Origin of the sequence: Zhongshania borealis, assembly GCF_039539625.1 — a bacterium.
In the GTDB taxonomy this organism is placed as follows: domain Bacteria; phylum Pseudomonadota; class Gammaproteobacteria; order Pseudomonadales; family Spongiibacteraceae; genus Spongiibacter; species Spongiibacter borealis.
In genome coordinates, this window is record NZ_BAABDM010000001.1 from 337610 (window position 1) to 361303 (window position 23694).

Here is a 23694-nt window from a genome sequence, read left to right on the forward strand (position 1 = left end):
ACTGCTGCGCGGTAATCGATCTGGCCTGCGGCAATAAGCTTTAGCGAAAAGAGAGAATAGTTTTGTCAATTTGGACTACGTTTCATAAATGGGGGTCGCCGCGCTGGTTTTACCAGTTTAGTGGACGCCTGCTACCGTGGGTGGCAACGCTGGCGCTGTTGCTGCTGGTTGGCGGCGCTGTTTGGGGTTTGGCATTGGTGCCCCCTGATTTTAAGCAGGGGAATAGTTTTCGTATTATATACGTGCATGTGCCTGCATCAGCAGTGGCCATGGGCGCTTACATGATGATGGCAATCGCTGGTGCGATTCATTTGATTTGGCGAATGAAGCTCGCGGCAATGGTGATGAAGGCCATTGCGCCCATCGGCGCGTCATTAACTTTTCTGGCGTTATTAACTGGCGCGGTTTGGGGTAAGCCGACTTGGGGAACCTGGTGGGTATGGGATGCGCGTATTACCTCGGTATTGATTCTGTTCTTTTTGTATCTCGGTGTTATTGCTTTGCACCAAGCCTTTGAAAATCGCGAGGCTGCCGCCAAAGCCTGTGCGGTGTTGGTTATTGTTGGCGCAGTGAACATTCCTATAATTTATTGGTCGGTAGAGTGGTGGTATAGCCTGCATCAGCCCGCCAGCATTCGCTTTATTGGCGAGTCAACGATTCACCTGAGTATGTTGCGGCCGCTGATGGCGACACTGTCTGGTATGTATCTGTTTTTTGGCTGGGCAATGTTGCTGTTTACGCGGGCAGAAATACTTGATCGTGAGCGCAATACCCGCTGGGTGCAAGATATTGTTTGTGGGGACGCGAATAGGGCGGAGAGCAATAATGTACTTTGAATCGGTTAGCGAACTGATGGTCATGAATGGCCACGGCCCTTATGTGTGGTTTTGCTATGGCATTACCGCGCTGGTGCTAGTTGGTCTTATTGCCGAGGCGCGTCGCCGTCGTCGCAGCGCAGAGGATATGGTGCGGACAGTGGTTCGCCGCAAACAGGCAAATGCTCGTAACAAGTGAAAGGCAAAGAGTAAAATTTATGGCAATGCACCCACAGCGTAAACAGCGCTTGATGATCATTATCTTTATTCTACTGGCGGCGAGTTTGGCTGCTGGCTTGCTCGGCTACGCCTTAAAGGAAAATATAAATTTATTTTACCCGCCAGCGGAAATAGCAGCAGGTAAAGCGCCGGTCGGTAAATCTATTCGAGCCGGTGGAATGGTTAAAGAAGGTAGTATTCAGCGCGCCACCGACAGTTTGAAAATTCGCTTTGTGGTAACCGACTATAGCGCTGAAGTGACAGTGGAATACGAAGGGATTCTGCCTGATTTGTTTGCCGAGGGCGAAGGCGTCGTTGTCTCAGGGCAGTTGGCCGAAGACGGTGATTTTTACGCGAGTGAAGTACTCGCCAAACACGATGAAACCTATATGCCGCCAGAAGTCAGCGACGCCTTGAAAAACTCAGCTGCCCAACGTGCCGAACTAGAAAAGAAGGATACCCCGTGATTGTAGAGCTGGGCCATTTTGCCCTTATCCTCGGTTTTTGTTTTGCATTAGTGCTGGCTGTTTTACCTCTCTGGGGTGTGCAGCGTGGCGATCAATTGGCGATGGCATCGGCGCGCTACTTGAGCTTTGCGCAATTTTTGTTCACGACAATCGCAATGATTTGCCTCGTCTATGCATTTATGACGGACGATTTTTCAGTAGATATCGTCGCGGCGCAGTCTAATTCGCTACTCCCTGTGGCCTATAAATTCAGCGCTTTGTGGGGCGGGCATGAAGGCTCGTTGTTGCTGTGGTTGGAAATATTAACGCTGTGGACAGTGGCGGTAGCGATTTTTTCACGGCAATTGCCCCGCGAAATTCTCGCCAGAGTACTGGCCGTGATGGGCATGATCGCTGTCGGCTTTTTTAGCTTTTCTTTATTTACCTCTAATCCTTTCGCGCGGCATCTTTTAAACGCGCCGCTTGACGGTCAGGATTTGAATCCATTATTGCAAGACCCAGGCATGGTGATTCACCCACCAATGCTCTATGTCGGTTACGTTGGTTTTTCAGTTGCTTTCTCGTTTGCTATTGCGGCCCTACTCAGCGGGCGTATGGACGCCAGTTGGGCGCGCTGGTCTCGCCCTTGGACAAATACCGCCTGGTTGTTTTTAACCGTAGGTATCGCGCTGGGCAGTTGGTGGGCTTATTACGAATTAGGTTGGGGCGGCTGGTGGTTTTGGGACCCGGTCGAAAATGCCTCGTTCATGCCGTGGTTGGTTGGTACTGCTTTGATTCATTCGCTAGCGGTTACTGAAAAGCGGGGCGTCTTCAAAAGCTGGACTTTACTGTTGGCGATATTTGCCTTTTCCTTGAGCTTATTAGGCACATTTTTGGTTCGCTCTGGGGTATTAACCTCGGTGCATGCATTTGCGGCCGACCCCACCCGAGGGATGTTTATACTAGCTTTTTTGTTTTTAGTTGTCGGTGGCTCGTTAACGCTCTACGCCCTGAAGGCGCCTGCAAGCAAAACGGCCCCAAGTTTTGGGTGGGTGTCACGAGAAGCGCTGCTACTCGCCAATAATATTGTCCTGTTGGTTGCGGCCATGACGGTGCTCTTGGGTACCTTATTTCCACTCATTATGGATTTTGCTGGCCTTGGTAAATACTCAGTGGGGCCGCCGTATTTTAATGCTATTTTTGTCCCGCTAATGTGTTTGCTGGCGCTGCTTGTGGGTATCGGCCCGTCTTCTCAGTGGAAACGCACAAATGCGGGCCGTTGGTGGCGCTCGTTACTTGGCGCTTTTGTGAGCAGTATGTTAATTGCGTTGATTTTACCTACCAGCCTTGCCGGTGAGTTTCACATTGGCGCCACGATTGGCGTATTGCTGACAGCGTGGGTTGTGTTGAGCAGCTTGGTTAATTTACGCAGTAAAACCCGCAATGCACCAAATTTTCTCAACGGCTTGCGCCGCTTGACGCCGTCGTACTACGGGATGTTATTGGCGCATATTGGTTTTGCCGCCAGTGTGCTTGGCGTGGCCATGGTGACCAGCTTTAACGACGAGCGCGATATTCGCATGCAAGTCGGGGAACGAATGGAGAGTGTGTCGGGTTACGAAGTGAGCTTTGATGGTGTTAAGTCGATCACCGGCCCTAATTACCAAGGCCAACGCGGAAGTTTTACGCTCTGGCAAGATGGCGATTTCGTTGCTGAGATGCATCCAGAAAAGCGCCGTTACCATGCACGTAGCGGACAAGTGATGACCGAGGCGGCAATAGACGCCAGTTTGCTCCGCGATGTCTATATCGCGCTCGGCGAGCCGGTTGGTGAGCATGCCTGGGCAGTGCGGGTCCACGTAAAACCGTTTATACGCTTTATTTGGCTGGGTGCCATATTGATGGCACTGGGTGCTTTGCTTGCTATTTGCGATAAACGCTACCGAGCTGCAATACCACGCAATGAACAAGGACCAGATGATGCAAAGGCTTAAACTCTTTATTCCCCTGCTGGTGTTTGTGGCGCTAGCGGCAATGTTTTTTGGTGTTGAGCGCCGCGTGCAGCGCGGTGAATATGCACCTACCGATCTGCCATCTGCTTTATTGAACCAACCGTTACCTGATTTTTCATTGCCTGCGCTGGATGACGGCAGAATCCTTACCAAGAGTGATATTCAAGGCGAGTGGTTTTTACTAAATGTGTGGGCGACGTGGTGCCCTACTTGTCACTACGAGCATCCTTTTCTTATTAAACTCGCTGAACGGGGTGTTAAAATTTACAGCGTCGATTACAAAGATACTGCAGACGCGTCAAGGCGTTGGCTAGTTGAGAAGGGTAACCCCTATGTGGCGACGCTTTTTGACGCTGCCGGTGATTTCGGTTTAGACCTTGGTGTGACGGGAGCACCTGAAACTTATCTCGTCGATGCGACGGGTGTTGTTCGGTTTCGCTATCAAGGTGCACTTGATCAGCGCGTTTGGGATCGTGAATTTGCGCCACTTATCGATAGCTTGGCGCTGATTCCAGTAAGTGCCGAGGTCAGCCAATGAGGAATTTTCTATTGACTAGCTGCTTGCTGCTAATGAGCATTGCGGCGCATGGGGTAATTGAAACCTATCAGTTCGATACTGATGTGCAGCGCGCTCGATATAACCATTTTATTGAGGAGTTGCGCTGTCCGAAATGCCAGAATCAAAATCTATCTGGATCGGACTCTGCGATTGCTGAAGATTTACGTCGCCAAATTCATCGGATGATAATGGATGACAAATCTGATATTGAAATTACCCAATACATGGTGGCGCGCTACGGTGATTTCATTCTTTATCGACCGCAATTTAATGCGGCGACGGCAGTTTTGTGGCTGGGGCCATTGGGATTATTGTTCATTGGCTTAATTGTGTGGTGGCGGATGGCCTCGATGCGAGCGCGACCCAAACCGATTGATAAAGATCTGTCGCCGACTGAGCAGCAACAGCTAAAGGATTTACTTGTTGATGAGGACCTTGTTCGCAAGGACGGAGGTGCTCAATGATGACTTTGTATCTTGGTATTGCCATATTACTTGGGCTCGCAGTGGTGTTTGTTCTACTGGGTGCGCGCAGTAGCGCAAGTACTTCTGCCGACGGCGAATTACACCGCCGGGCTCAGCGTCGATTTTATTTGCAGCGGCGAAGTGAATTAACGGCTGATCGTGACGCCGGATTGATCGATGAAACGCAATATCAGGATCTTGAACGCGAACTTGATCGGCAGTTGGTGTCCGAGTCGGCTGCGAAGTTGCCCAATGCCGCTCTCGGCCGACGTCGTTCGGTAATTTTGATATTAGCCATCGCACTGCCCATGCTTGCATTGGCTATCTACGGGCAGTTGGGTCACCGTCTTGATATTGAGCTGCGTTTGCTACAGTCTGAAATCGTTAAAGAAGGCATAGACGATTCGCGCTGGCAGCGCTACCAGGATCTTGTAACAAAAATATTAGAAAAACGGCCTGAAAGTGCAGAGCATTTGGTTATGATGGCGACGCTATTTCGCCAACAAGGTGATTTTGCAGGTGCATTACCTTATTACCAACGCTTAGAGGCTTTGTATCCCCAAGACGCTGACGTGTTAGCGCAATTGGCGCAAGCGCGGTATTTAGTCGATGATCGCCGGGTAGATGCGACAACCCAGGACCTTTTAGACCGGGCGCTGGCAATCAATCCACAGCAGGCGACGGCGCTCGGGGTTATGGGAATTAACGCATTTGCGGCGGGTCGCTACGGCGAAGCGCTGAAATATTGGCAGAGCTTATTGCAGGTATTACCTCCAAACTCTGGTGAGGCCTCGGTGATTGCCGAAGGTGTCGTTGAGGCGAAACGCCTTGCGATGGCCCGTGGTGAAGTGCAGAGCATTGCGTTAACAGTCGCTTTAAATTCGGACTTGGGATCGGCACCCGCGGGCGTGTTGTTTGTGGTGGCTAAAAGCACCGATGGTATGCCGATGCCCGTCGCGGCCCTACGTATACCTCTGTCGGGCCAGGAATGGCCAATAGCATTGCACTTGACCGACAGTGATGTGATTCGCCAAGGCAAGGTGTTGGCTGATTTTCCTGAGTTAATAGTATCTGCGCATATTAGTTTGGCGGGCACTGCGATTCGGCAAGCCGGTGATTGGGTCTCTGATCCTATTCAGATCAGCAATATTGGTGAGTTGGCCCCCATCGCTTTACACATTAATGCGATACACGGCGCGAAGTAGAAATTTCGGCAAAGTGGGAATTTCTACTGTTAGTCATCGCGATGATGGCTATAATCGCGCTTTGCGCAAATTTATCCTGCGTTTGCCCCGAAAACGATAAAAAATACAACGGTTGGCAAAAGCTTCATGTCTTGGTTATTGGTTTATGCGTCTAAAAAGTATTAAGTTGGCTGGATTCAAATCCTTTGTCGATCCAACCACCGTTCATTTCCCGACAAATTTGTCGGCGGTGGTCGGACCAAACGGTTGTGGCAAATCGAACATCATTGACGCTGTGCGTTGGGTGATGGGCGAAAGCTCGGCTAAAAATCTCCGTGGCGAGTCGATGACCGATGTTATTTTTAACGGCTCAGTGAATCGCAAACCCGTTGGTCAGGCCTCAATTGAGTTAGTATTTGATAATACCGACAAGAAATTAGGCGGTGAATACGCGGCTTACGACGAGATTGCTATTCGCCGTAAAGTCACCCGCGAAGCGGTGTCGGAATATTATTTAAATGGCAGCAAGTGCCGCCGCCGCGACATTACTGACATCTTCCTAGGTACGGGTTTGGGCCCGCGTAGCTACGCCATCATTGAACAGGGCATGATCTCGCGTCTGATTGAATCCAAGCCCGAAGAACTGCGGATATTCATCGAAGAAGCGGCAGGCATCTCCAAGTATAAGGAACGTCGCCGTGAAACTGAAAATCGCATGCGCCGTACCCAAGAGAACCTCGAACGTCTCACCGATTTACGCGACGAATTAGAACGTCAGTTGCAACATTTGCAGCGCCAGGCGGCCTCGGCAGAAAAATACACCGAATTTAAAAAAGAAGAGCGTTTGCTCAAAGCTCAGGTGCAGGTCTTGCAGTGGAAGGCCCTTGATGAGCAAGCCAGCCTTAAAGAAAAAGACATTAATCAGCTTGAATTAGATCGCGAAGCGATTGTCACCGAGCAAGTGGGTTTAAATACCGGTATTGAAGAAGCTCGCGACCAGCACAGCCAATTGAACGATACCTTTAACGAGGTGCAGGGCCGGTTTTACAGCATCGGCGCTGAAATTGCGCGAGCTGAGCAGGCGATACAGCATCAGCAGGAACGCCGTCGGCAATTAGACGCTGATCTGCAACAAGTTGCTGGCAATGTTCAGGAAACCACTCGACATCTCGACAGCGATAAGGAAAAAATCGCTGCGTGGGAAGAAGAAATTGCTGAAATAGAGCCGGAGCTAGAACTTACTGAAGCCAGTGAAGAAAGCGCCGCCGAGGCCCTAGCTGCCGCCGAAGAGGCGATGCAGTCTTGGCAACAGCGCTGGGACGAGTTTAACCACACGGCCGCGGGCCCGCGTCAGCGCGCCGAGGTTGAGCAATCGCGTATTCAGCACCTCGAGATGAGTTTGCAGCGTATACAGGAGCGGGTAGAGAAACTCGACCAGGAGCGCAAAGGCCTTAGTTTGGCAGATGTTGACGAAGACATAGAGCTTCTTCAGCAGGAGGTTGCTGAGGGCGAACTCGAAGAGTCGACTGCTCAAGAGCGCCATGCTGCCTTGCTACCGCAAATCAGTGAATGCCGCGATCGCATTAAACAGGCCAATGATAACTTGGATCGTTGCCGTAGCGACTTGCAGAGTATGCGTGGTCGTATGGCCTCACTTGAAGCGCTGCAACAGGCTGCTCTGGGGCAAGGCGACAAGGCGACGAGTAAGTGGTTGGCGAGTCATGGACTTGATAGCAATGCGCGATTGGCCGAGCAGCTGCAAGTTGATGACCACTGGCAACAGGCCGTAGAAACGGTATTGGCCGATCAGCTGCAGGCGCTTTGTGTTGAATCCCTAGATGGTGTGGCGGATTTGCTCGCAGGTCTCACCGAGGGCAGCGTTACGTTTGTTGAACCTTTAAAAGCGGGGCAAGCAAGTGCGGCGCCATCGCTGGCGGATAAAGTCACTGGCAATGCGGCGCTGTCAGGTATTTTGGCTACAGTAAAATTGGCAGATGATCTCAATGCCGCACTGGCGATGCGCGCGACTCTTGCGGCTCACGAGTCGGTGATTACGCCCGAAGGTTTATGGCTAGGTGCAAATTGGTTGCGCGTAAGCCGAGGTAATACTGCGCAGGGTGGGGTGTTGCAGCGTCAGCAGGATCTGGAGGAACTCCGGGAATCCATCGCCAGCAATGAATCGCGCGTTGAGGAAATTATTGCGGCGCTCGATAGCGATCGTGAATTGCTAAAAAGTCAGGAACAGGATCGCGAGAATTTAAATCGTGATGTTCAGCAATTCAATCGTAAACTCAGTGAGCTTAGAGCTAAGCTCAGTGCCCAGCAGGCTAAAGTTGAGCAGGTGAGTACTCGGCGTCTGCAATTAGAAAATGACGGTAAAGAATTACGCAATCAGTTCGCTATGGAGCAGGAGTCAGTTGCTGAAGCGCGGATGACCTTGCAAGAAGCAATCGAGGCGATGGAGCTTGATTCTGGTAAACGCGAAACCTTATTAGGTGAGCGCGATAATAACCGCACGGTATTGGATGCGGCCCGGCAAACTGCCCGGCAATCAAAGGATCATTCGCATCAATTGGCGATGCGTCACCAATCGCTGCGTACTCAGCGCGATTCGGTACTTCAAAATATTGGCCGGACCGAAGAGCAATTAGCGCAACTGCACGGGCGCCGCGAGCAACTGGCGCTGACACTTGAAGACAATGATGCGCCAATCGACGATTTGAAAATTGAGCTGGAATCGCGCCTTGAACAACGTCTTGCTGTTGAAGAAGAACTGGCCCAGGCGCGCCGTGCGCTTGAGGTTGTTGATCATCAATTGCGTGAGAATGAGCAAAAGCGTCACGGTATCGAGCAACGCCTGCAAACCGTGCGCACGCGGTTAGAGCAGGCGCGGGTCGATAACCAAGGCCTGCAAGTGCGCCGTAAAGGCTTGCAAGACCAGCTGCAAGAAGCGCAATTCGATTTGCAGTCAGTACTCGACAGTCTGCCGGAAAATGCCAACGAGGCCGAGTGGCTAGAGTCGCTGGAACAGGTGGGGCGGCGTATTGCGCGTTTGGGGCCCATCAACCTTGCCGCAATCGAAGAATATAAACAGCAATCTGAGCGAAAAAATTATCTGGATGCCCAAAACGCAGATTTGGAGCAGGCATTAGAAACCTTGGAAGCGGCGATTCGTCGTATCGACAAAGAAACCCGAAATCGCTTTAAAGAGACCTTTGACCGAGTGAATGCCGGTTTGCAAGACCTCTTCCCCAAAGTATTCGGCGGGGGTAGTGCTTCGCTCGAAATGACTGGCGACGATCTACTCAATACGGGTATTTCGATCATGGCGCGACCACCGGGAAAACGTAACAGTACGATTCATTTGCTTTCGGGGGGTGAGAAGGCGCTAACAGCGATCGCGTTGGTATTCTCGATTTTCCGGTTGAATCCCGCACCATTCTGTATGCTTGATGAAGTCGATGCACCGCTAGATGACGCCAACGTTGGTCGCTATTCACGCATGGTGAAAGAGATGTCATCAGAAGTGCAGTTTATTTATATTAGCCACAATAAAATTGCCATGGAAATGGCGCACCAATTAATGGGTGTCACTATGCACGAACCCGGAGTTTCGCGCTTGGTATCGGTGGATTTGGAAAAAGCAGCTGAAATGGCGGCGATGTAGACTAGGCGATGATTCGCTGTTGCTCGGTAATTTGCGAAAATATGGAAATTTAGCAAAACGCGTGGAACAATAGGCGCAGAATTTTATCTAATGCCACAGCATGCTATTGGGGATATGGTCGTAAGGGCCACAAAGGGTTAAATAATGGACCTCAGTGTCAGAGATTGGCTAATTATAATTGGCTCACTGCTAGCACTGGCAGTGTTGCTTGATGGTTATCGGCGGATGCATAAAGACCGCAGCGATACCATACGCTTAACGCCTAAGGCGCGCCGTGAAGTCGACGAAGATTTGGTGAACCCCGAATTGCCAGGTGCTGCGCGGGTTATTGCCGTGCGTGAACAGCCGAGCCTGCATGTGAAGCGAGCGCCGGGTGGTGCAGCCGTAGCTCGCAAAGAGCCACCATTGAGCGCTGCTGCTGAAGAATCTGATGACGATATTCTCTTCACCGATCCAAAGGAAGAGTATGGGCGCAAAGCAAGCGTTGTAGATGACTTCGATGAAACACATGATGTTGGCGCAGGCTGGCGTGGTGAACTGGATGACGATGAAGAACTCAGTGCACCGCGCAGCAGTGAAGCTAAACCCGCGGCGGTAAGTGCTGAAAGCCGTGCACCCAAGGAAGCCAAGTCTTTAAAGGCAGCGCAATCGACGCCATCGTCACATCAAGAGCTGATAGTCCTCAATGCCATGTCGCCCACGGATAAGCCCTTTAACGGCAATGATTTATTGCAAATTTTGATGGCTTGCGATGTGCGCTACGGCAAAATGAATATCTTTCATCGCTATGAAAATGCGGATGGCACGGGCGAAATTCAATTTAGCGTTGCGAATTTGGTGGAACCGGGTAACTTTGATCTGGATGAGATAGAAGGTTTTACCACGCCCGGTGTGGTTTTTTTCATGCACTTGCCCGGCCCTGCCGACAGTATGAAAGCCTATGAGGCTATGGTGGAAACAGCGCGTTGCCTCGTTAAAAACCTTGATGGTGAACTGCGCGACCAAACTCACAGTGTCGCAACCAAGCAGACCCTAGAGCATTATAAACAACGAATTCGCGATTTTGAGCGCCGCCAGCTAACCCTGATGTAAGCGGGTGCTTGCAATATTAACTATTATAACGGCGTCCTGAATGCTTGATCCCTCTCTACGCGAGCGCTTAGCAGCGCTTCGCGAACAGCTGCACAGTCACAGTTATCACTATTACGTTCTTAATGAGGCGACTATTCCCGATGCGGAATACGATCGCCTGTTTCGCGAGCTGCAAGAAATTGAAGCTGCACACCCCGAATTACAAAGCTCAGATTCCCCTAGCCAACGCGTTGGTGCACCGCCACTTGCGGCCTTTAGTCAGGTGCGCCACGAAACGCCAATGTTGTCTTTGGATAATGTGTTTTCTGAACAAGAGCTGCTGGAATTTGATCAGCGCATAAAAGCGCGCCTGAAAGACAGTAGCGAATTCGCTTATGCCTGCGAGCCAAAACTCGACGGCATAGCGGTAAGTCTACTTTATGTCGACGGTGTTTTAGTTAGAGGTGCCACCCGTGGCGACGGTCGGGTGGGCGAAGATATTACCCAGAACGTGAAAACTATCGCCTCGATTCCTTTGAAATTGCGCGGATCTGGCTGGCCCGAAGAGCTAGAGGTCAGGGGCGAAATCTATATGCCGCGTGCCGGTTTTGCTCGCATCAATGAAATGGCGGGTACCACCGACGGCAAAGTGTTTGTGAACCCTCGCAACGCCGCGGCAGGAAGTCTACGGCAGCTAGATAGCCGTATTACAGCCACTCGGCCCTTAGAAATGAGTTGCTACGGTATCGCGCAAGGTGACGGTGACCCATGGTTTAGCAGTCACAGTGAAGGCTTAGCGCGTTTGCGCGACTGGGGCTTTCTGGTTAGTTCCGAGTTGCGTGTCGTTATGTCGATCGAGGGTTGCGTAGCGTATTACCAAGACTTACTCGCGCGGCGAGATAGCCTCGCCTACGACATAGATGGAATTGTATTTAAAGTTGACTCGCTAGCCTTGCAAGAAAAGCTCGGCTTTGTGTCTCGGGCACCGCGTTGGGCGATTGCTCATAAGTTTCCTGCCCAAGAAGAAATAACGCAATTGCGGGATGTCGAATTTCAAGTGGGCCGCACGGGTGCGGTAACGCCGGTTGCGAAACTAGAACCGGTATTTGTGGGCGGTGTGACGGTTAGCAATGCCTCATTGCATAATTTTGACGAGGTTGCGCGTCTTGGCGTAATGATTGGCGATTTTGTGATTGTGCGCCGCGCCGGCGACGTTATTCCCCAGGTGGTTCAAGTTGTACTTGAGCGTCGGCCGACGACGGCGCTCGCTATTGTTGCGCCGGAGGTCTGCCCGGTTTGTGCCAGCGGCTTAGAGCGGGCACCGGGTGAGGCTGTTTTACGTTGCACGGGTGGCTTGGTTTGTGGTGCTCAGCGCAAAGAGGCAATAAAACACTTTGCCAGTCGCAAGGCGCTCGATATTGAAGGTTTGGGCGACAAGCTTGTTGAGCAGCTGGTTGATGCCGGTTTAATTGAAACGGTTGCTGATTTGTTTGTATTAGAACTTGAACAGTTGGCTGGTTTGGAACGCATGGGCCGTAAATCGGCAGAAAACGTCTTGGCTGCACTGGAAAAGGCGCGCTCAACGACCTTGCCGCGGTTTTTATATTCTTTGGGGATTCGTGAGGTCGGTGAAGCCACAGCGTTGAATTTAGCGAAGCATTTTGGCGAGCTGCCCGCTTTATTAGCCGCCACTGAAGAGGAACTGATAGCGGTTGCAGACGTTGGTCCGATTGTCGCGAGCCATCTCCATGCCTTTTTGAGTAGTGACTATAATCGTGAGGTTATCAATTTATTAATCGAACGGGGTGTGCATTGGCCTGCCACGCGGCAAGAGGGGGGCGCTCAGCCACTAGCAGGGCAAACGTGGGTGCTTACCGGTAACTTGGAGAGCATGACCAGAGGCGAGGCAAAGGAAAAGCTACAGGCCTTGGGAGCAAAGGTTGCCGGCAGTGTGTCAGCGAAAACCGATTGCGTCGCAGCTGGTGCTAGTGCGGGCTCAAAATTAGCGAAGGCCGAAGCGCTGGGAGTGGCAGTGATTAACGAACAGCAATTACTACAGTTGTTTGTCGAGAATGGCAGTAGCGTATGAGAATTATCTGGGTTTTGTTCCTTTCAGTGACTGTGGTTGGCTGTACTACCTCGCCACCGCGCAATCCTGGTGATATCTGCGCTATTTTTCGCGAGAAGGACGATTGGTATGGCGACGCAAAGTCAGCGTCTAAAAAATGGAATTCCCCAATTCCAATTATGATGTCGATTATGTATCAAGAGTCGGGCTTTGTGGCTAAGGCTAAACCGCCGAAAAAATATTGGCTAGGCTTTATTCCGGCAGGTCGTATGTCAGATGCCTATGGCTATGCGCAGGCGAAAGATTCAACGTGGGATTGGTATCTTGATAAGTCCGGTAACTGGGGCGCAGACCGCGATGATTTTGCCGATGCTATCGATTTTATCGGCTGGTATAACAATGTGAGTACCCGCACCGTTGGGATTAGCCCCACCGATAGTTATAGCTTGTATATGGCCTATCACGAGGGGCACGGTGGCTATAAAAAGCGTAGCTACAACAATAAACCGTGGTTGAAACGGGTAGGTGGTAAAGTGGCCGCGCGCTCACAAACCTACACAGCGCAATTAGCGCGCTGTGAAAAAGATCTGAAAAGCGGCGGCTGGTTTTTCGGTATTTTTTAAGGCCTAAATCGGGATTACCATTCGCCGGTATTTGGCATAGATAGCCAAGGTTCTTGTGGTGGCAGAGCTTCGCCACGCTGCAGTAATTCAATAGAGATATTGTCTGGTGAGCGCACAAACGCCATATGGCCGTCGCGGGGCGGGCGGTTAATGCAAACGCCCGCGTCTTGTAAGCTTTGGCAAATGGCATAGATGTCATCGACGGCAAAAGCGAGATGACCAAAGTTGCGGCCACCCTGATAATCTTCCGCGTCCCAGTTATAGGTCAGTTCAATCGTCGGCGCTTGGGTCTCCTGTGCGGAGGCTACGTCCTCGGGCGCGGCAAGGTATATTAAGCTAAAACGGCCTTTTTCACTGTCGTACCGGCGTACTTCCTCTAGGCCGAGTAGCTCGCAGTAAAAGCGTATTGAGGCGTCAAGGTTTTTGACCCGAATCATGGTGTGTAAAAATTTCATGTGTCTTCCCGCTAAATTCCGCCCGCGTGTAAATAGACCGCGGCTGTGTTTTCATTGTGGTAACTTTATTAAAGAGCGCTGATCGTGGCTGATTCTGAAACAAAGCACCTGTTAATTGTATATCACAGTCAGTCAGGTAGAAACGAGCGTTTAGCCTATGCCGCTAGCGCTTCTGCCGCTGCTGAATCCGGTGTCGAGGTGCGATTGCTCAGGGCGGCAGAGGCGGGCACCCGCGACATTATCTGGTGTGACGGTGTACTTCTGTTTATGCCCGAGAATTTTGGCGCACTGGCTGGCGGTATGAAAGATTTCTTTGACCGTACCTTTTACCCCACGCTAGAGCGGGAGTTGGTGAGGCCCTATGGTGTGTTTGTCTGTACAGGCAACGACGGCACTGCGGCGCTAAATCAATGGCAGCGCATTGCAAAAGGCTACGCGTGGCGCTGCGTGACTGACCCCGTTGTTTGTTTTGGCGAGCCAAATGCCGACGCTTTTCAGCAGGCTGAAGAGCTTGGCGCTGGGTTTGCCGCGGGCCTCGTCCTCGGCATTTTTTAAAGTCACTTTCTGCCCAAAACAACTGATCCATTTACCCCCTACTATTCGTAGTATCTCTTGCGCCATTCATAGGCGAATATAGGGGTTATTCACATTTTACATTCGCGAATTCCCGACTAGACTCTGTATTAGCCGCTATACGTGTGTCATTGGCACCGTTAGTGGCGCGGACATAATTAAAATAAATCTCTTTGGGAGAGACATTGATGAGAAATCATTCCAAATCAAACCGCTGTTTAATGCCCTTGGCCGTGGCTATTGGCCTTTGTGCGAATAACACCGTCATGGCAGCACCAGCATTAGAGGAGGTGTTGGTTACCGCGACCCTGCGTACTGAGAGCTTGCAAGACGTGCCAGTATCGGTAAATGCGGTGTCCGGCGAAAAAATGGCCGAAGCGGGGATCGATAAAATCGAAGACCTCCAAGCTTATGTACCAAATTTATCAATGTCGGAGACCGGCATCGGCACCAATATTTATATCCGCGGTATTGGCTCGGGTATTAACCCCGGTTTTGAGCAGTCAGTGGGTATGTATTTTGATGGCGTTTCCTACGGTCGTGGTCAGCTTACCCGCGCCCCTTTTCTTGATTTAGCGCGTGTCGAAGTGCTGCGCGGACCACAAAATATTCTTTACGGTAAAAACAGTATCGCTGGTGCCTTAAGCTTGATCTCGGCGCGTCCAGATCAGGAAAATGAGGGCATGATCTCGGGCCTATACGAACCAGATCATGGTGAAAAGATTGTCGATTTCATGGTTTCAGGCCCGATCACCGAAACACTGGGTGGGCGTATTGCGATCCGTAAGCGTGAAATGGACGGCTATATCGAAAATCTGACGCTGAACCGCGATGAGCCGCAGCGGGACGAGAGCACGGTGCGGGTTATTCTTGATTGGGATGCCTCCGAAGATTTAACCGCCATGCTTAAGTTTGAGTTGGGTAAATTTAATGTTACTGGTCGGCAAGTAGAGATAGTCAATGATCAAGTTAGTACGAGTTTTACGAGCCCCCACCCCTTCACTGGCTTGACGTATTCTCAGATACTTGTTGGTGGTTTTGGTGCTGATGCTTCAACTTTAAATACATCTCAGGATTACAAGCGTTCATCTAATGGTGATTACAGTAACAACCGCACTAAAAACCTGACCTTAAATGTTGATTACGCTCTAGGCGAAAGTACATTGACCTTTATTACCGGTTTATTGCAATACGAATTTGATGAGTTGTGTGATTGTGACTTCACGGGTGCGCCGGTCTTCAGTCTGCCGATGGACGAAGAGTACGAACAATACAGTCAGGAGATTCGCTGGGTATCTGCCGCAGGTGGTACGTTTGAACATATTGGCGGCATATATTTTCAAACCAGTTCCTTGGATTTCTATGATTCACTTGTGATTGATAGTTTGATTCTGCCTACTGTTGTGGGCAATGTATTAGGGGCTTCTGCGGGTGCTACCCTTGCAAATACCACTGCGCCGCGTAATTTCACTTCGGACTCTGATTTGTGGTCTGCTTTTTGGCAAACTACATGGAATGCGTCAGATCGCTTAAGAGCGACGTTGGGTTTGCGCTATTCCTATGAAGAAAAGGAAGGGACGAGAAATTTAAGTTTTGCTGACCTTAGCGGGGTGACAAAAGCGCCCAATGGTACTCCTCCTGATGGCATTGATTTTATCATGGCAGCGGTATTCAAGGTCGAACGGCATGATTTAGACGGTAAACAGAGTGGCGGTAATTTGGCTCCGTCCATCAATGTCCAATTTGATATAAATGATGATGTGATGGCTTACTCAACACTGAGTGTCGGTTATAAGTCTGGTGGCTTTGATGCACGCTCGAATGCCTCACCTGGGGGTGCCATTGATGGTGCCTTTGAATACGATGAAGAAAAGGCGACTAGTTTTGAAGTCGGCGCCAAGACCAGCTTTTTGGATGGTCGTGGTGAGTTGAACGTTGCCGCTTTCTTTACCAAGTATGATGATCTTCAGGTGAGTATTTTTGACGGGAAACTCGGCTTTAACGTTGGTAATGCCGGTGCCGCTGAAACGAAAGGGATAGAGTTGGACGGTCGTTTTGCGATAACGGATCGGTTAATGATGGGGGCTGCATTGGCTTTCTTGGACTTTGAATTCACCGACTTTAAAAATGGTCAGTGCTACCAAGGGCAGGTTCCTGATAACGGAACGAATTGCGACTACACCGGTAAAACTAACCAATACGTTGCTGACTACTCGGGTAATGTGACGTTTACTTATACTCGTGAGTTTGGCGATGCGCTAGAGTTGCGTGCTGGCACTGACTTTGTCTTTACTGATGACTACAACTCATCGCAGAATTTAGATCCTAGCCAAGAGCAAGATGGCTATGTGAAGGTTAATGCACGTCTTGCGCTTGCGGATATTAAGTCCGGATGGGAAGTGGCTTTGATCGGTAAGAATCTGACGGATGAGGATGTTATTTCTTACTCAAACGATACGCCGCTGGCAAACAGTTCCTTTGGAAGTATAAATCACTATGCTTTTGTCGAGCGTCCTCGCAGTGTAGCTGTGCAGGCTAGCTATCGCTGGTAGTGGTTTGGCTGTTGGCTCTTTGTATGGGGAGCTGGTTTGTTAAGTAGAGCTAAAGATGTCGCTTAGGCGGCATCTTTTTTTTACCTAGGCAGTAAGGGTGATTATTTTATTTTGATATAGTTACTATACTGATTAAAAATGCTAAATCATTGAACCATTAGCGAATATGCTTTATGTTTTCGATGCAAACATTTTGATAGCACCGTATAATAACGACTACATTACAGAACGTTGGCTTACTGGGCTTCGGTTCGGTGGCTACATATAAAAAAATCAACTGCATCTGGAGGTCCTATGACCTTGAAAAAAACTATCTCTGATTTTCGCTTATCCGCTCTCGCGGCAGGTGTTGTGCTGTGTACAGCACAAGCGCACGCGGCAGGCGTATTAGAAGAAGTCATTGTTACGGCAACATTGCGTGCCGAAAGTCTGCAAGACGTTCCTGTTTCAGTTAACGCTGTGTCAGGCGAAAAAATGATGGAAGCGGGCATAGGCAAGGTCGAAGACCTTCAGGCTTATGTTCCTAACCTAACCATGTCTGAAACAGGTATTGGTACTAATATCTATATTCGCGGTATTGGTTCTGGTATTAACCCTGGTTTTGAACAGTCTGTTGGTATGTATTTCGACGGTGTGAGCTATGGTCGCGCGCAATTAAGCCGTGCGCCATTTTTGGATTTAGCGCGGGTTGAAGTACTGCGCGGCCCACAGAATATACTGTTTGGTAAGAACAGTATTGCTGGGGCATTGAGTTTGATTTCTGCTCGCCCTAGTCAAGAATTTGAAGGCATGGTTTCTGGCACCTATGAGGTTGAAACCAATGAGCAGGTTGTGGATTTGGTATTGTCTGGCGCGATGACCGACACTATCGGAGCTCGTCTTGCGATCCGGAAGCGCCAAATTGATGGCCATCTAGAAAACTTGACCTTGAACCGCGATGAACCTGAGCGCGACGAGCAAACCGTTCGCTTAATGTTAGAGTGGGACGCTAGTGCAGACTTGACTGCTGCATTAAAAGTTGAATTCGGTCAGTTTGATGTTAATGGTCGTCAAATCGAAATCATTAACGACAATCCGTCGACTTCCACAACAAGCGCTTTTACCGGCCGTACCTATGGCGAGATACTTGATCGCACGACTATTGCGTATGGCCCAATCACCTTGGTTGATGTTGACTCTGACTCGTCGGTGTTAAATAACTATCAAGATTTCAAGCGCTCTTCTAACGGTGACTACAGCTACAACGATACGCATAACGTAACCCTTAATGTGGATTACGTTTGGGGTGAACACACGTTTACCTTTATCACAGGTATTTTGGGGTACGAAACCTCTGAACTGTGTGACTGTGATTTTACTGGCGCATCAGTATTTAGTGTTGCCGCCGAGGAGGAGTACAGCCAGTTTAGCCAAGAGATTCGTTGGGTATCACCGGTTGGTGAAACCTTTGAATTCATCGCTGGTGCGTTCTTTCAGCACAGTGAGCTAGATTTCTTTGACAGTATTCGCGTCGAAAGCGACATCTTACCGCAATTGCTGAATGCTGCTGATATTCAAGAGGCTGGTGCTCGTGGCGAGCGTCCGACTGGTGGGGATATTGAGGGTGGACCGCTCGATAATGTAACAGCCGCTGCGGTTGCTGGTACGCCGCTAGAAGCTGCTCTGGCACCGCTCTTTGGTCTTGGTTTATTAGAGCTTGGTGGTTTGGGTGACGCTGGTGATGAAATCGTTAATCTTGGTACGCCGCGTTACTTTGAATCGACCACTGATCTGATTTCTGGTTTTGTGCAAGCGACCTGGAATATTTCTGATTTGACCCGCGCAACACTTGGTTTACGTTATTCTTACGAGGAAAAAGATGGTAAGCGTAAACTTGATTTCAGTGACATCACCACCGGTGAAATTAGAGCCGAAGGTGAGATTGATACTGTTGTAGCGAAAAACTTTTCAGCTGAGCGTCACGACCTAAGTGGTTCGCGTAGCAGTGGGAATCTAGCGCCGTCGTTGAATATCCAGCACGACTGGAGTGATGACGTGATGCTATACGCTACAGCGAGTATTGGTTATAAGTCTGGCGGTTACGATGCGCGCTCTAATGCTTCTCCTGAAGCAAATGAGATTCGTCCACTTCAGAACCTAGACGAACCTACGCCAATTATACTGGTAGGTAGTTTTGAATATGAGGAAGAGCAGGCAACAAGCTTTGAAGCCGGAGCCAAAACAACGTTGTTAGACGGTGCTGCTGAGTTGAATGTTGCAGCGTTTTACACTCAGTACGACGATCTGCAGGTGAGTATCTTTGACGGTACGCTAGGTTTTAACGTTGGTAATGCTGGCGCTGCAACCACCATGGGTATCGAGCTCGACGGACGTATGGCGCTTTCTGAAAACTTGATGATGACGGCTGCTTTGGCATTCTTGGACTTCGAGTTTACAGATTTTGCTAATGGTCAATGCTACCAAGGACAGACTGTCGATTATGAAGTAGATGGCAACCCCTACTGTGACTACAAGGGTAAAACCAACCAGTACGTAGCTGATTACTCCGGTAACATGACCTTTGTTTACACCACTATGGTGAGCAAAGACTTGGAATTCCGTGGTGGTGCTGACTTCGTGTTTACTGGCGATTTTAATTCTTCACAGAACTTAGATCCAAGCCAACAGCAAGATGCGTATGTTAAAGCTAATCTGCGTATGTCTTTGGCGGATGTGACGGCAGGTTGGGATGTAGCACTGCTAGTTAAGAATGCGACGGATGAAACCACCGTTTCTTACTCTAATGACACGCCTTTAGCCAATAGCATTTTTGGTGCGGCCGGCCACTATGGCTTTATCGATACCCCGCGCACTGTGGCTTTGCAGGCAACTTACCGCTGGTATTGATTTTGTCCTGAGGGATAGACGAATATAACGCCGCGTAAGCGGCGTTTTTTTTGCAAAAAATTTATATAGGTTCTTTGTGTGAAAACCATAGATCAGTTAGTTTTGGCAGCAGCGGAAGCATTTTTACAGCGGGGTGAGTCCGGGTGGTTGTGTACTGTTGTAAAGACTTTTGGGGCGTCGCCACGACCTTTGGGCTCCATAATGGCGATGGATGAGCACGGAAATCTGCATGGCTCGCTTTCCGGCGGCTGTATTGAAGATGAGTTGCTTGGCAAGCTGCAGCGCGGCGAGTTAGCGGCCACAACGCCGGTGCTATTGGAATACGGGGTGAGCCCAGAGGAGAACGAGCGTTTTGGCTTACCTTGCGGTGGTCGAATGCATATTTTAATTGAGCCTCTAGCGCCAAGTAAAATGCAGGGTGATTTACTTAATGAGCTTTTAGTTGCCTTGGCGGCACGGCGGCCTATTCGTCGCAAAGTAGATTTAGCGCAGGGCGGCTGGCAACTCGAAACAATTGCTAGCTGTCAGCCGCTCTGTATTGATGAAAATGCTATGCAGCAGGATTTTGGTCCGCGTTTTCAAATGTTGCTTATAGGTGCAAATGAATTGGCGCGTTGCATTGCCGAAATTGCTTTGGCGATGGATTACCGGGTTTTGGTCTGCGATCCTCGTGAAGACCGGCGGGCGCAATGGTCGGTTAGTGGAGCGGAGTTATTAGCTGATATGCCTGACGATGCGGTCAGTGAATATGGCGATAGTTACACGGCCGTCGTGACCTTAACACATGACCCGCGTATAGATGATATGGCGTTAATGCAGGCGCTTACCCAGCCGCTATTTTATGTTGGTGCCCTAGGGTCGCAGCGCACCTCGGATAAGCGCCGTGAGCGCTTGTTAAACTTGGATATTACTGGTGAGCAATTGCAGCAATTGCATGCGCCGGTGGGTCTGCCTATAGGCAGTAAGTCGGCCATGGAAATTGCACTGGCGATTATGGCTGAACTTACCCAGTTGCGGGCCGGGATGCGGCGCGCTGATGGTGGAGTACCCATAAGATAATGGGACTTCCCTTATTGGTCCTGGCGGCAGGTAAAAGCCGACGCTTTGGCGAGCAAGACAAGCGCTTTGCCGCTTTACCCCATGGCGGCGTATTGATTAACGCGCTGGTAAGGCGGGCGCGCAAAGCGGGCTTAGAGGTCAGTGTGATTATTGATGTTGCTGATAAAGTGGCTGCCGACATTGATGCGCCCTGTCTTTTCGCCCCAAACGCGCAGATGGGGATGGGGCATAGTATCAGTGATGGCTTGAAGCAACTTGCTTTATCAACAAGTGCCGATTCGGTTTTACTGCTGCCGGTAGATTTGCCGCTAATTCGCATTGCTTCGCTGCAGGCGGTAGCCGCAGCGGCGCGCTCCGATAATATTGTGGTGCCGGTTTGCGATTCTCGCCGTGGCCACCCGGTAGCGTTCGGTCGGGAATTTTGGCCTTTACTAGCTGACTTGAGTGGCGATATTGGGGCTAAGTCTGTGCTGAATAAATGTGCAGCGATCGTGCAAGAAGTAAGGTTAAGCGATGAGGGAATATATCAAGATGCTGATACGCCTGAGCAAATGGCTGAATTGTTGTCACGTTTGAAGCCGCGTTTGCGGCCAGAGTAACTTGGTTTAGTACGGCTCTGTGCGCGCTGCAAGCAGTAATTCAATAAATGCCTCTGCGGCATTCGATAAGCTGCGGCTGCGATGATGAACACAGCCCAATGTTCGCGATAGCGCTTGGCCTTGCCATTGTAGTGCGGTCACTGAATCGTCGAGCAGGGTCAGCGGTAAAATACTCCAACCCAAGCCAATACTGACCATTACCTTGATGGTTTCTAGGTAATTGGTCGACATACCGATATTCATACTCAGGCCTTGCTGGTCAAACAGGTCTTTAATAATTTGTCCTGTATAGGTGTTTAGTCCAGGCGGTAAGGCAATGTGCTGGCTGAGCATCTTCGCGCTTACGGTGTGATGTTTGGCGAGGGGGTGATCTTTGGCAACGGTAACGGCTAATGGGTCTTCCCAAATTGGGATTGACTGCAATTGTTGCTCATCCGTAGGGGAAAGGGTGATTACTGCCAAATCCATTTCGCCGTGCAAGATTCGCTGATGGGCAAGTTCAGAGTCCATAAAATCGATATCGAGCTTCACTTCTGGGTAGCGCTGACTGAACGCCCGCAATACCGGTGGCAGACGATGAAGGCCAATATGATGACTGATACCCATCGTTAATCGCCCGCTAACGTCACCCCGTAAGTCGTGAATGCTGCGCACGGCCTCTTTAATGTCTTGCAGTATCCGCCGACTCTGGGGCATCAGTGCGCGACCCGATTCGGTTAGGTGGATATTGCGGCCAATTCGGTCAAATAATTTGCAGTCTAGTTGCCGTTCCAACGCGGCTATACGCTTGCTCACCGCAGGTTGCGTGATATGGAGTTGTTCCGCCGCCAGTGAGAAAGACTGCTGCTCTGCGACGGCGAGAAAGGCTTTTAGTGATTCAGTGTCCATACCCTGATTGTATTTGTATTCCATATAGGAATGCAAATAATGAAAAATATGAATTTGTGTTATTTGGTTGTGCTGCGTAAGATTGCGTTTCTGGAATTATTCATTACGACAGGGTGGCGGGACAGGATATGGCTGGACAAACACTTTACGACAAACTGTGGGCGGCTCACTTGGTAAAAGAGCGTGACGATGGCACTGCACTTATTTATATCGACCGCCATTTGGTACACGAAGTTACTTCGCCACAGGCATTTGAAGGTCTGCGTTTGGCTGGCCGCAATCCGTGGCGGGTAAGCGCGAATTTGGCGACCCCTGACCATAACGTGCCTACAGAGGCAGTTGAGCGCAGCGGTGGCGTCGAGGCGATTGCCGATGAAGTGTCACGCATTCAGGTTCGTACTTTAGACGAAAACTGCAGTGAGTTCGGCATTACCGAATTTTCGATAAATGATGTGCGTCAGGGTATTGTTCACGTGGTTGGCCCGGAACAAGGTGCGACGCTGCCCGGCATGACGGTGGTTTGTGGCGACTCGCATACCGCTACTCACGGTGCACTTGGTGCGCTTGCGCATGGTATTGGTACTTCCGAAGTTGAGCATGTGCTCGCGACTCAGTGCTTAATTCAAAAGAAAAGCAAGAACATGCTGGTTCGAGTTGACGGAGAGCTCCGCCCGGGTGTGACGGCAAAAGACGTGGTGCTGGCCATTATCGGCAAAATTGGCACTGCGGGTGGTACTGGCTACGCGATTGAGTTTGGTGGCGACGTAATTCGCAAATTGTCGATGGAAGGCCGCATGACGATCTGCAATATGGCTATCGAAGGTGGTGCGAGAGTCGGCATGGTTGGGGTTGATGATATAACGCTCGACTACGTTAAGGGTCGTCCTTTTGCGCCAAATGATGCTGAGTGGGATCAAGCGGTCAAATACTGGCGTACTTTGCTCAGTGACAGCGATGCGGTTTTTGATGCCACGGTTGTGCTTAACGGTGCAGATATTCTACCTCAGGTTACGTGGGGTACGAGCCCAGAGATGGTGCTGCCGATTAATGGCATGGTGCCTAGCCCAAGTGATTACGCTGATCCTGCCAAGCGGACTGGATGCGAACGTGCGCTGGAGTACATGGGTTTAAAAGCTGGCCAAGCCATTACCGATATTAAGTTAGACAGAGTGTTTATAGGTTCATGCACCAATTCGCGAATTGAAGATCTGCGTGAAGCCGCCGCTGTGGTGCGGGGCAAAACGGTTGCGAGTAACGTAAAAGAAGCGCTCGTCGTGCCCGGTTCCGGCTTGGTGAAAAAACAGGCTGAGGCTGAGGGCCTGGATAAAATCTTTATTGAGGCAGGCCTACTGTGGCGTGAGCCTGGCTGTTCTATGTGTCTGGCCATGAATGCCGACAAACTTGGTGCCGGCGAGCATTGTGCGTCGACATCGAATCGTAACTTTGAAGGTCGTCAGGGCTTTGGTGGTCGTACGCATTTGGTGAGTCCTGCCATGGCTGCCGCGGCGGCGATAGCCGGTCATTTTGTTGATGTTCGGGACTGGAATTGAGGGG

Annotated in this window: 19 protein-coding genes; 17 read left to right on the forward strand and 2 right to left on the reverse strand. The window is 50.3% G+C overall.

Annotation, left to right across the window (positions count from 1 at the left end; genetic code table 11):
- Window positions 1-68 precede the first annotated feature (68 nt).
- The 11 genes from ABD836_RS01610 (at window position 69) to ABD836_RS01660 (ending at window position 13128) form a co-directional block, all read left to right on the forward strand.
- Complete coding sequence (locus tag ABD836_RS01610; protein ID WP_344933553.1) at window positions 69-836, forward strand: heme ABC transporter permease; 768 nt, start codon at window positions 69-71, stop codon at window positions 834-836.
- Window positions 826-1014: a heme exporter protein CcmD gene (gene ccmD / locus ABD836_RS01615; RefSeq protein ID WP_344931983.1), complete on the forward strand. Its 189-nt coding sequence runs from the start codon at window positions 826-828 to the stop codon at window positions 1012-1014. Before ABD836_RS01610 ends, ccmD begins: the two co-directional genes overlap by 11 nt.
- Before the next feature lie 25 nt (window positions 1015-1039).
- Window positions 1040-1501 (forward strand): cytochrome c maturation protein CcmE, encoded by a 462-nt coding sequence (gene ccmE, locus ABD836_RS01620; protein WP_344933554.1) that lies wholly within the window; start codon window positions 1040-1042, stop codon window positions 1499-1501.
- Complete coding sequence (locus tag ABD836_RS01625) at window positions 1498-3474, forward strand: heme lyase CcmF/NrfE family subunit (RefSeq protein ID WP_344931985.1); 1977 nt, start codon at window positions 1498-1500, stop codon at window positions 3472-3474. The genes ccmE and ABD836_RS01625 overlap by 4 nt, the downstream gene beginning before the upstream one ends.
- Window positions 3461-4030 carry a DsbE family thiol:disulfide interchange protein gene (locus ABD836_RS01630; RefSeq protein WP_344931987.1) on the forward strand — a complete coding sequence of 190 codons (570 nt, stop codon included), beginning with the start codon at window positions 3461-3463 and terminating at the stop codon, window positions 4028-4030. The genes ABD836_RS01625 and ABD836_RS01630 overlap by 14 nt, the downstream gene beginning before the upstream one ends.
- Before the next feature lie 11 nt (window positions 4031-4041).
- Window positions 4042-4515, forward strand: coding sequence for a cytochrome c-type biogenesis protein (locus ABD836_RS01635; protein WP_344931989.1), 474 nt, complete (start codon window positions 4042-4044; stop codon window positions 4513-4515).
- Window positions 4512-5720, forward strand: coding sequence for a c-type cytochrome biogenesis protein CcmI (ccmI, locus tag ABD836_RS01640; protein WP_344931991.1), 1209 nt, complete (start codon window positions 4512-4514; stop codon window positions 5718-5720). Before ABD836_RS01635 ends, ccmI begins: the two co-directional genes overlap by 4 nt.
- Window positions 5721-5865: 145 nt before the next feature.
- Complete coding sequence (gene smc, locus ABD836_RS01645; protein ID WP_344931993.1) at window positions 5866-9366, forward strand: chromosome segregation protein SMC; 3501 nt, start codon at window positions 5866-5868, stop codon at window positions 9364-9366.
- A 144-nt stretch (window positions 9367-9510) separates the two neighbouring features.
- Window positions 9511-10458: a cell division protein ZipA gene (gene zipA / locus ABD836_RS01650; RefSeq protein WP_344931995.1), complete on the forward strand. Its 948-nt coding sequence runs from the start codon at window positions 9511-9513 to the stop codon at window positions 10456-10458.
- 40 nt (window positions 10459-10498) lie between these two features.
- Window positions 10499-12526, forward strand: coding sequence for an NAD-dependent DNA ligase LigA (gene ligA / locus ABD836_RS01655; protein WP_344931997.1), 2028 nt, complete (start codon window positions 10499-10501; stop codon window positions 12524-12526).
- Window positions 12523-13128 carry a transglycosylase SLT domain-containing protein gene (locus tag ABD836_RS01660; protein ID WP_344931999.1) on the forward strand — a complete coding sequence of 202 codons (606 nt, stop codon included), beginning with the start codon at window positions 12523-12525 and terminating at the stop codon, window positions 13126-13128. The genes ligA and ABD836_RS01660 overlap by 4 nt, the downstream gene beginning before the upstream one ends.
- A gap of 14 nt (window positions 13129-13142) precedes the next feature.
- Here the strand turns inward: ABD836_RS01660 and gloA are convergent, their stop codons facing one another.
- Complete coding sequence (gene gloA, locus ABD836_RS01665) at window positions 13143-13583, reverse strand: lactoylglutathione lyase (protein ID WP_344932001.1); 441 nt, start codon at window positions 13581-13583, stop codon at window positions 13143-13145.
- 84 nt (window positions 13584-13667) lie between these two features.
- Between gloA and ABD836_RS01670 the strand changes: the two genes are divergently transcribed.
- The 5 genes from ABD836_RS01670 to ABD836_RS01690 all read left to right on the forward strand — a co-directional run bounded on the left by ABD836_RS01670 (window position 13668) and on the right by ABD836_RS01690 (window position 21252).
- The gene (locus tag ABD836_RS01670) at window positions 13668-14138 is read left to right on the forward strand and encodes a flavodoxin family protein (protein ID WP_344932002.1); all 471 of its coding nucleotides are present in this window, start codon (window positions 13668-13670) and stop codon (window positions 14136-14138) included.
- Between the two features lie 206 nt (window positions 14139-14344).
- Window positions 14345-16708 (forward strand): TonB-dependent receptor, encoded by a 2364-nt coding sequence (locus ABD836_RS01675; RefSeq protein ID WP_344932004.1) that lies wholly within the window; start codon window positions 14345-14347, stop codon window positions 16706-16708.
- A gap of 294 nt (window positions 16709-17002) precedes the next feature.
- Entirely contained in the window at window positions 17003-19594 is a 2592-nt protein-coding gene (locus ABD836_RS01680; RefSeq protein ID WP_344932006.1) for a TonB-dependent receptor, read from the forward strand.
- Window positions 19595-19672: 78 nt separating this feature from the next.
- Window positions 19673-20653 (forward strand): XdhC family protein, encoded by a 981-nt coding sequence (locus ABD836_RS01685; RefSeq protein WP_344932008.1) that lies wholly within the window; start codon window positions 19673-19675, stop codon window positions 20651-20653.
- Window positions 20653-21252: a nucleotidyltransferase family protein gene (locus ABD836_RS01690; protein WP_344932010.1), complete on the forward strand. Its 600-nt coding sequence runs from the start codon at window positions 20653-20655 to the stop codon at window positions 21250-21252. Before ABD836_RS01685 ends, ABD836_RS01690 begins: the two co-directional genes overlap by 1 nt.
- Window positions 21253-21258: 6 nt before the next feature.
- On the opposite strand, the gene ABD836_RS01695 is transcribed toward ABD836_RS01690, so the two are convergent.
- Window positions 21259-22140 (reverse strand): LysR family transcriptional regulator, encoded by an 882-nt coding sequence (locus ABD836_RS01695; RefSeq protein ID WP_344933556.1) that lies wholly within the window; start codon window positions 22138-22140, stop codon window positions 21259-21261.
- Window positions 22141-22268: 128 nt separating this feature from the next.
- Between ABD836_RS01695 and leuC the strand changes: the two genes are divergently transcribed.
- A complete protein-coding gene (gene leuC / locus ABD836_RS01700; protein ID WP_344932012.1) occupies window positions 22269-23690 on the forward strand; it encodes a 3-isopropylmalate dehydratase large subunit in 1422 nt (473 codons plus the stop codon).
- The last annotated feature ends 4 nt before the right edge of the window (window positions 23691-23694 follow it).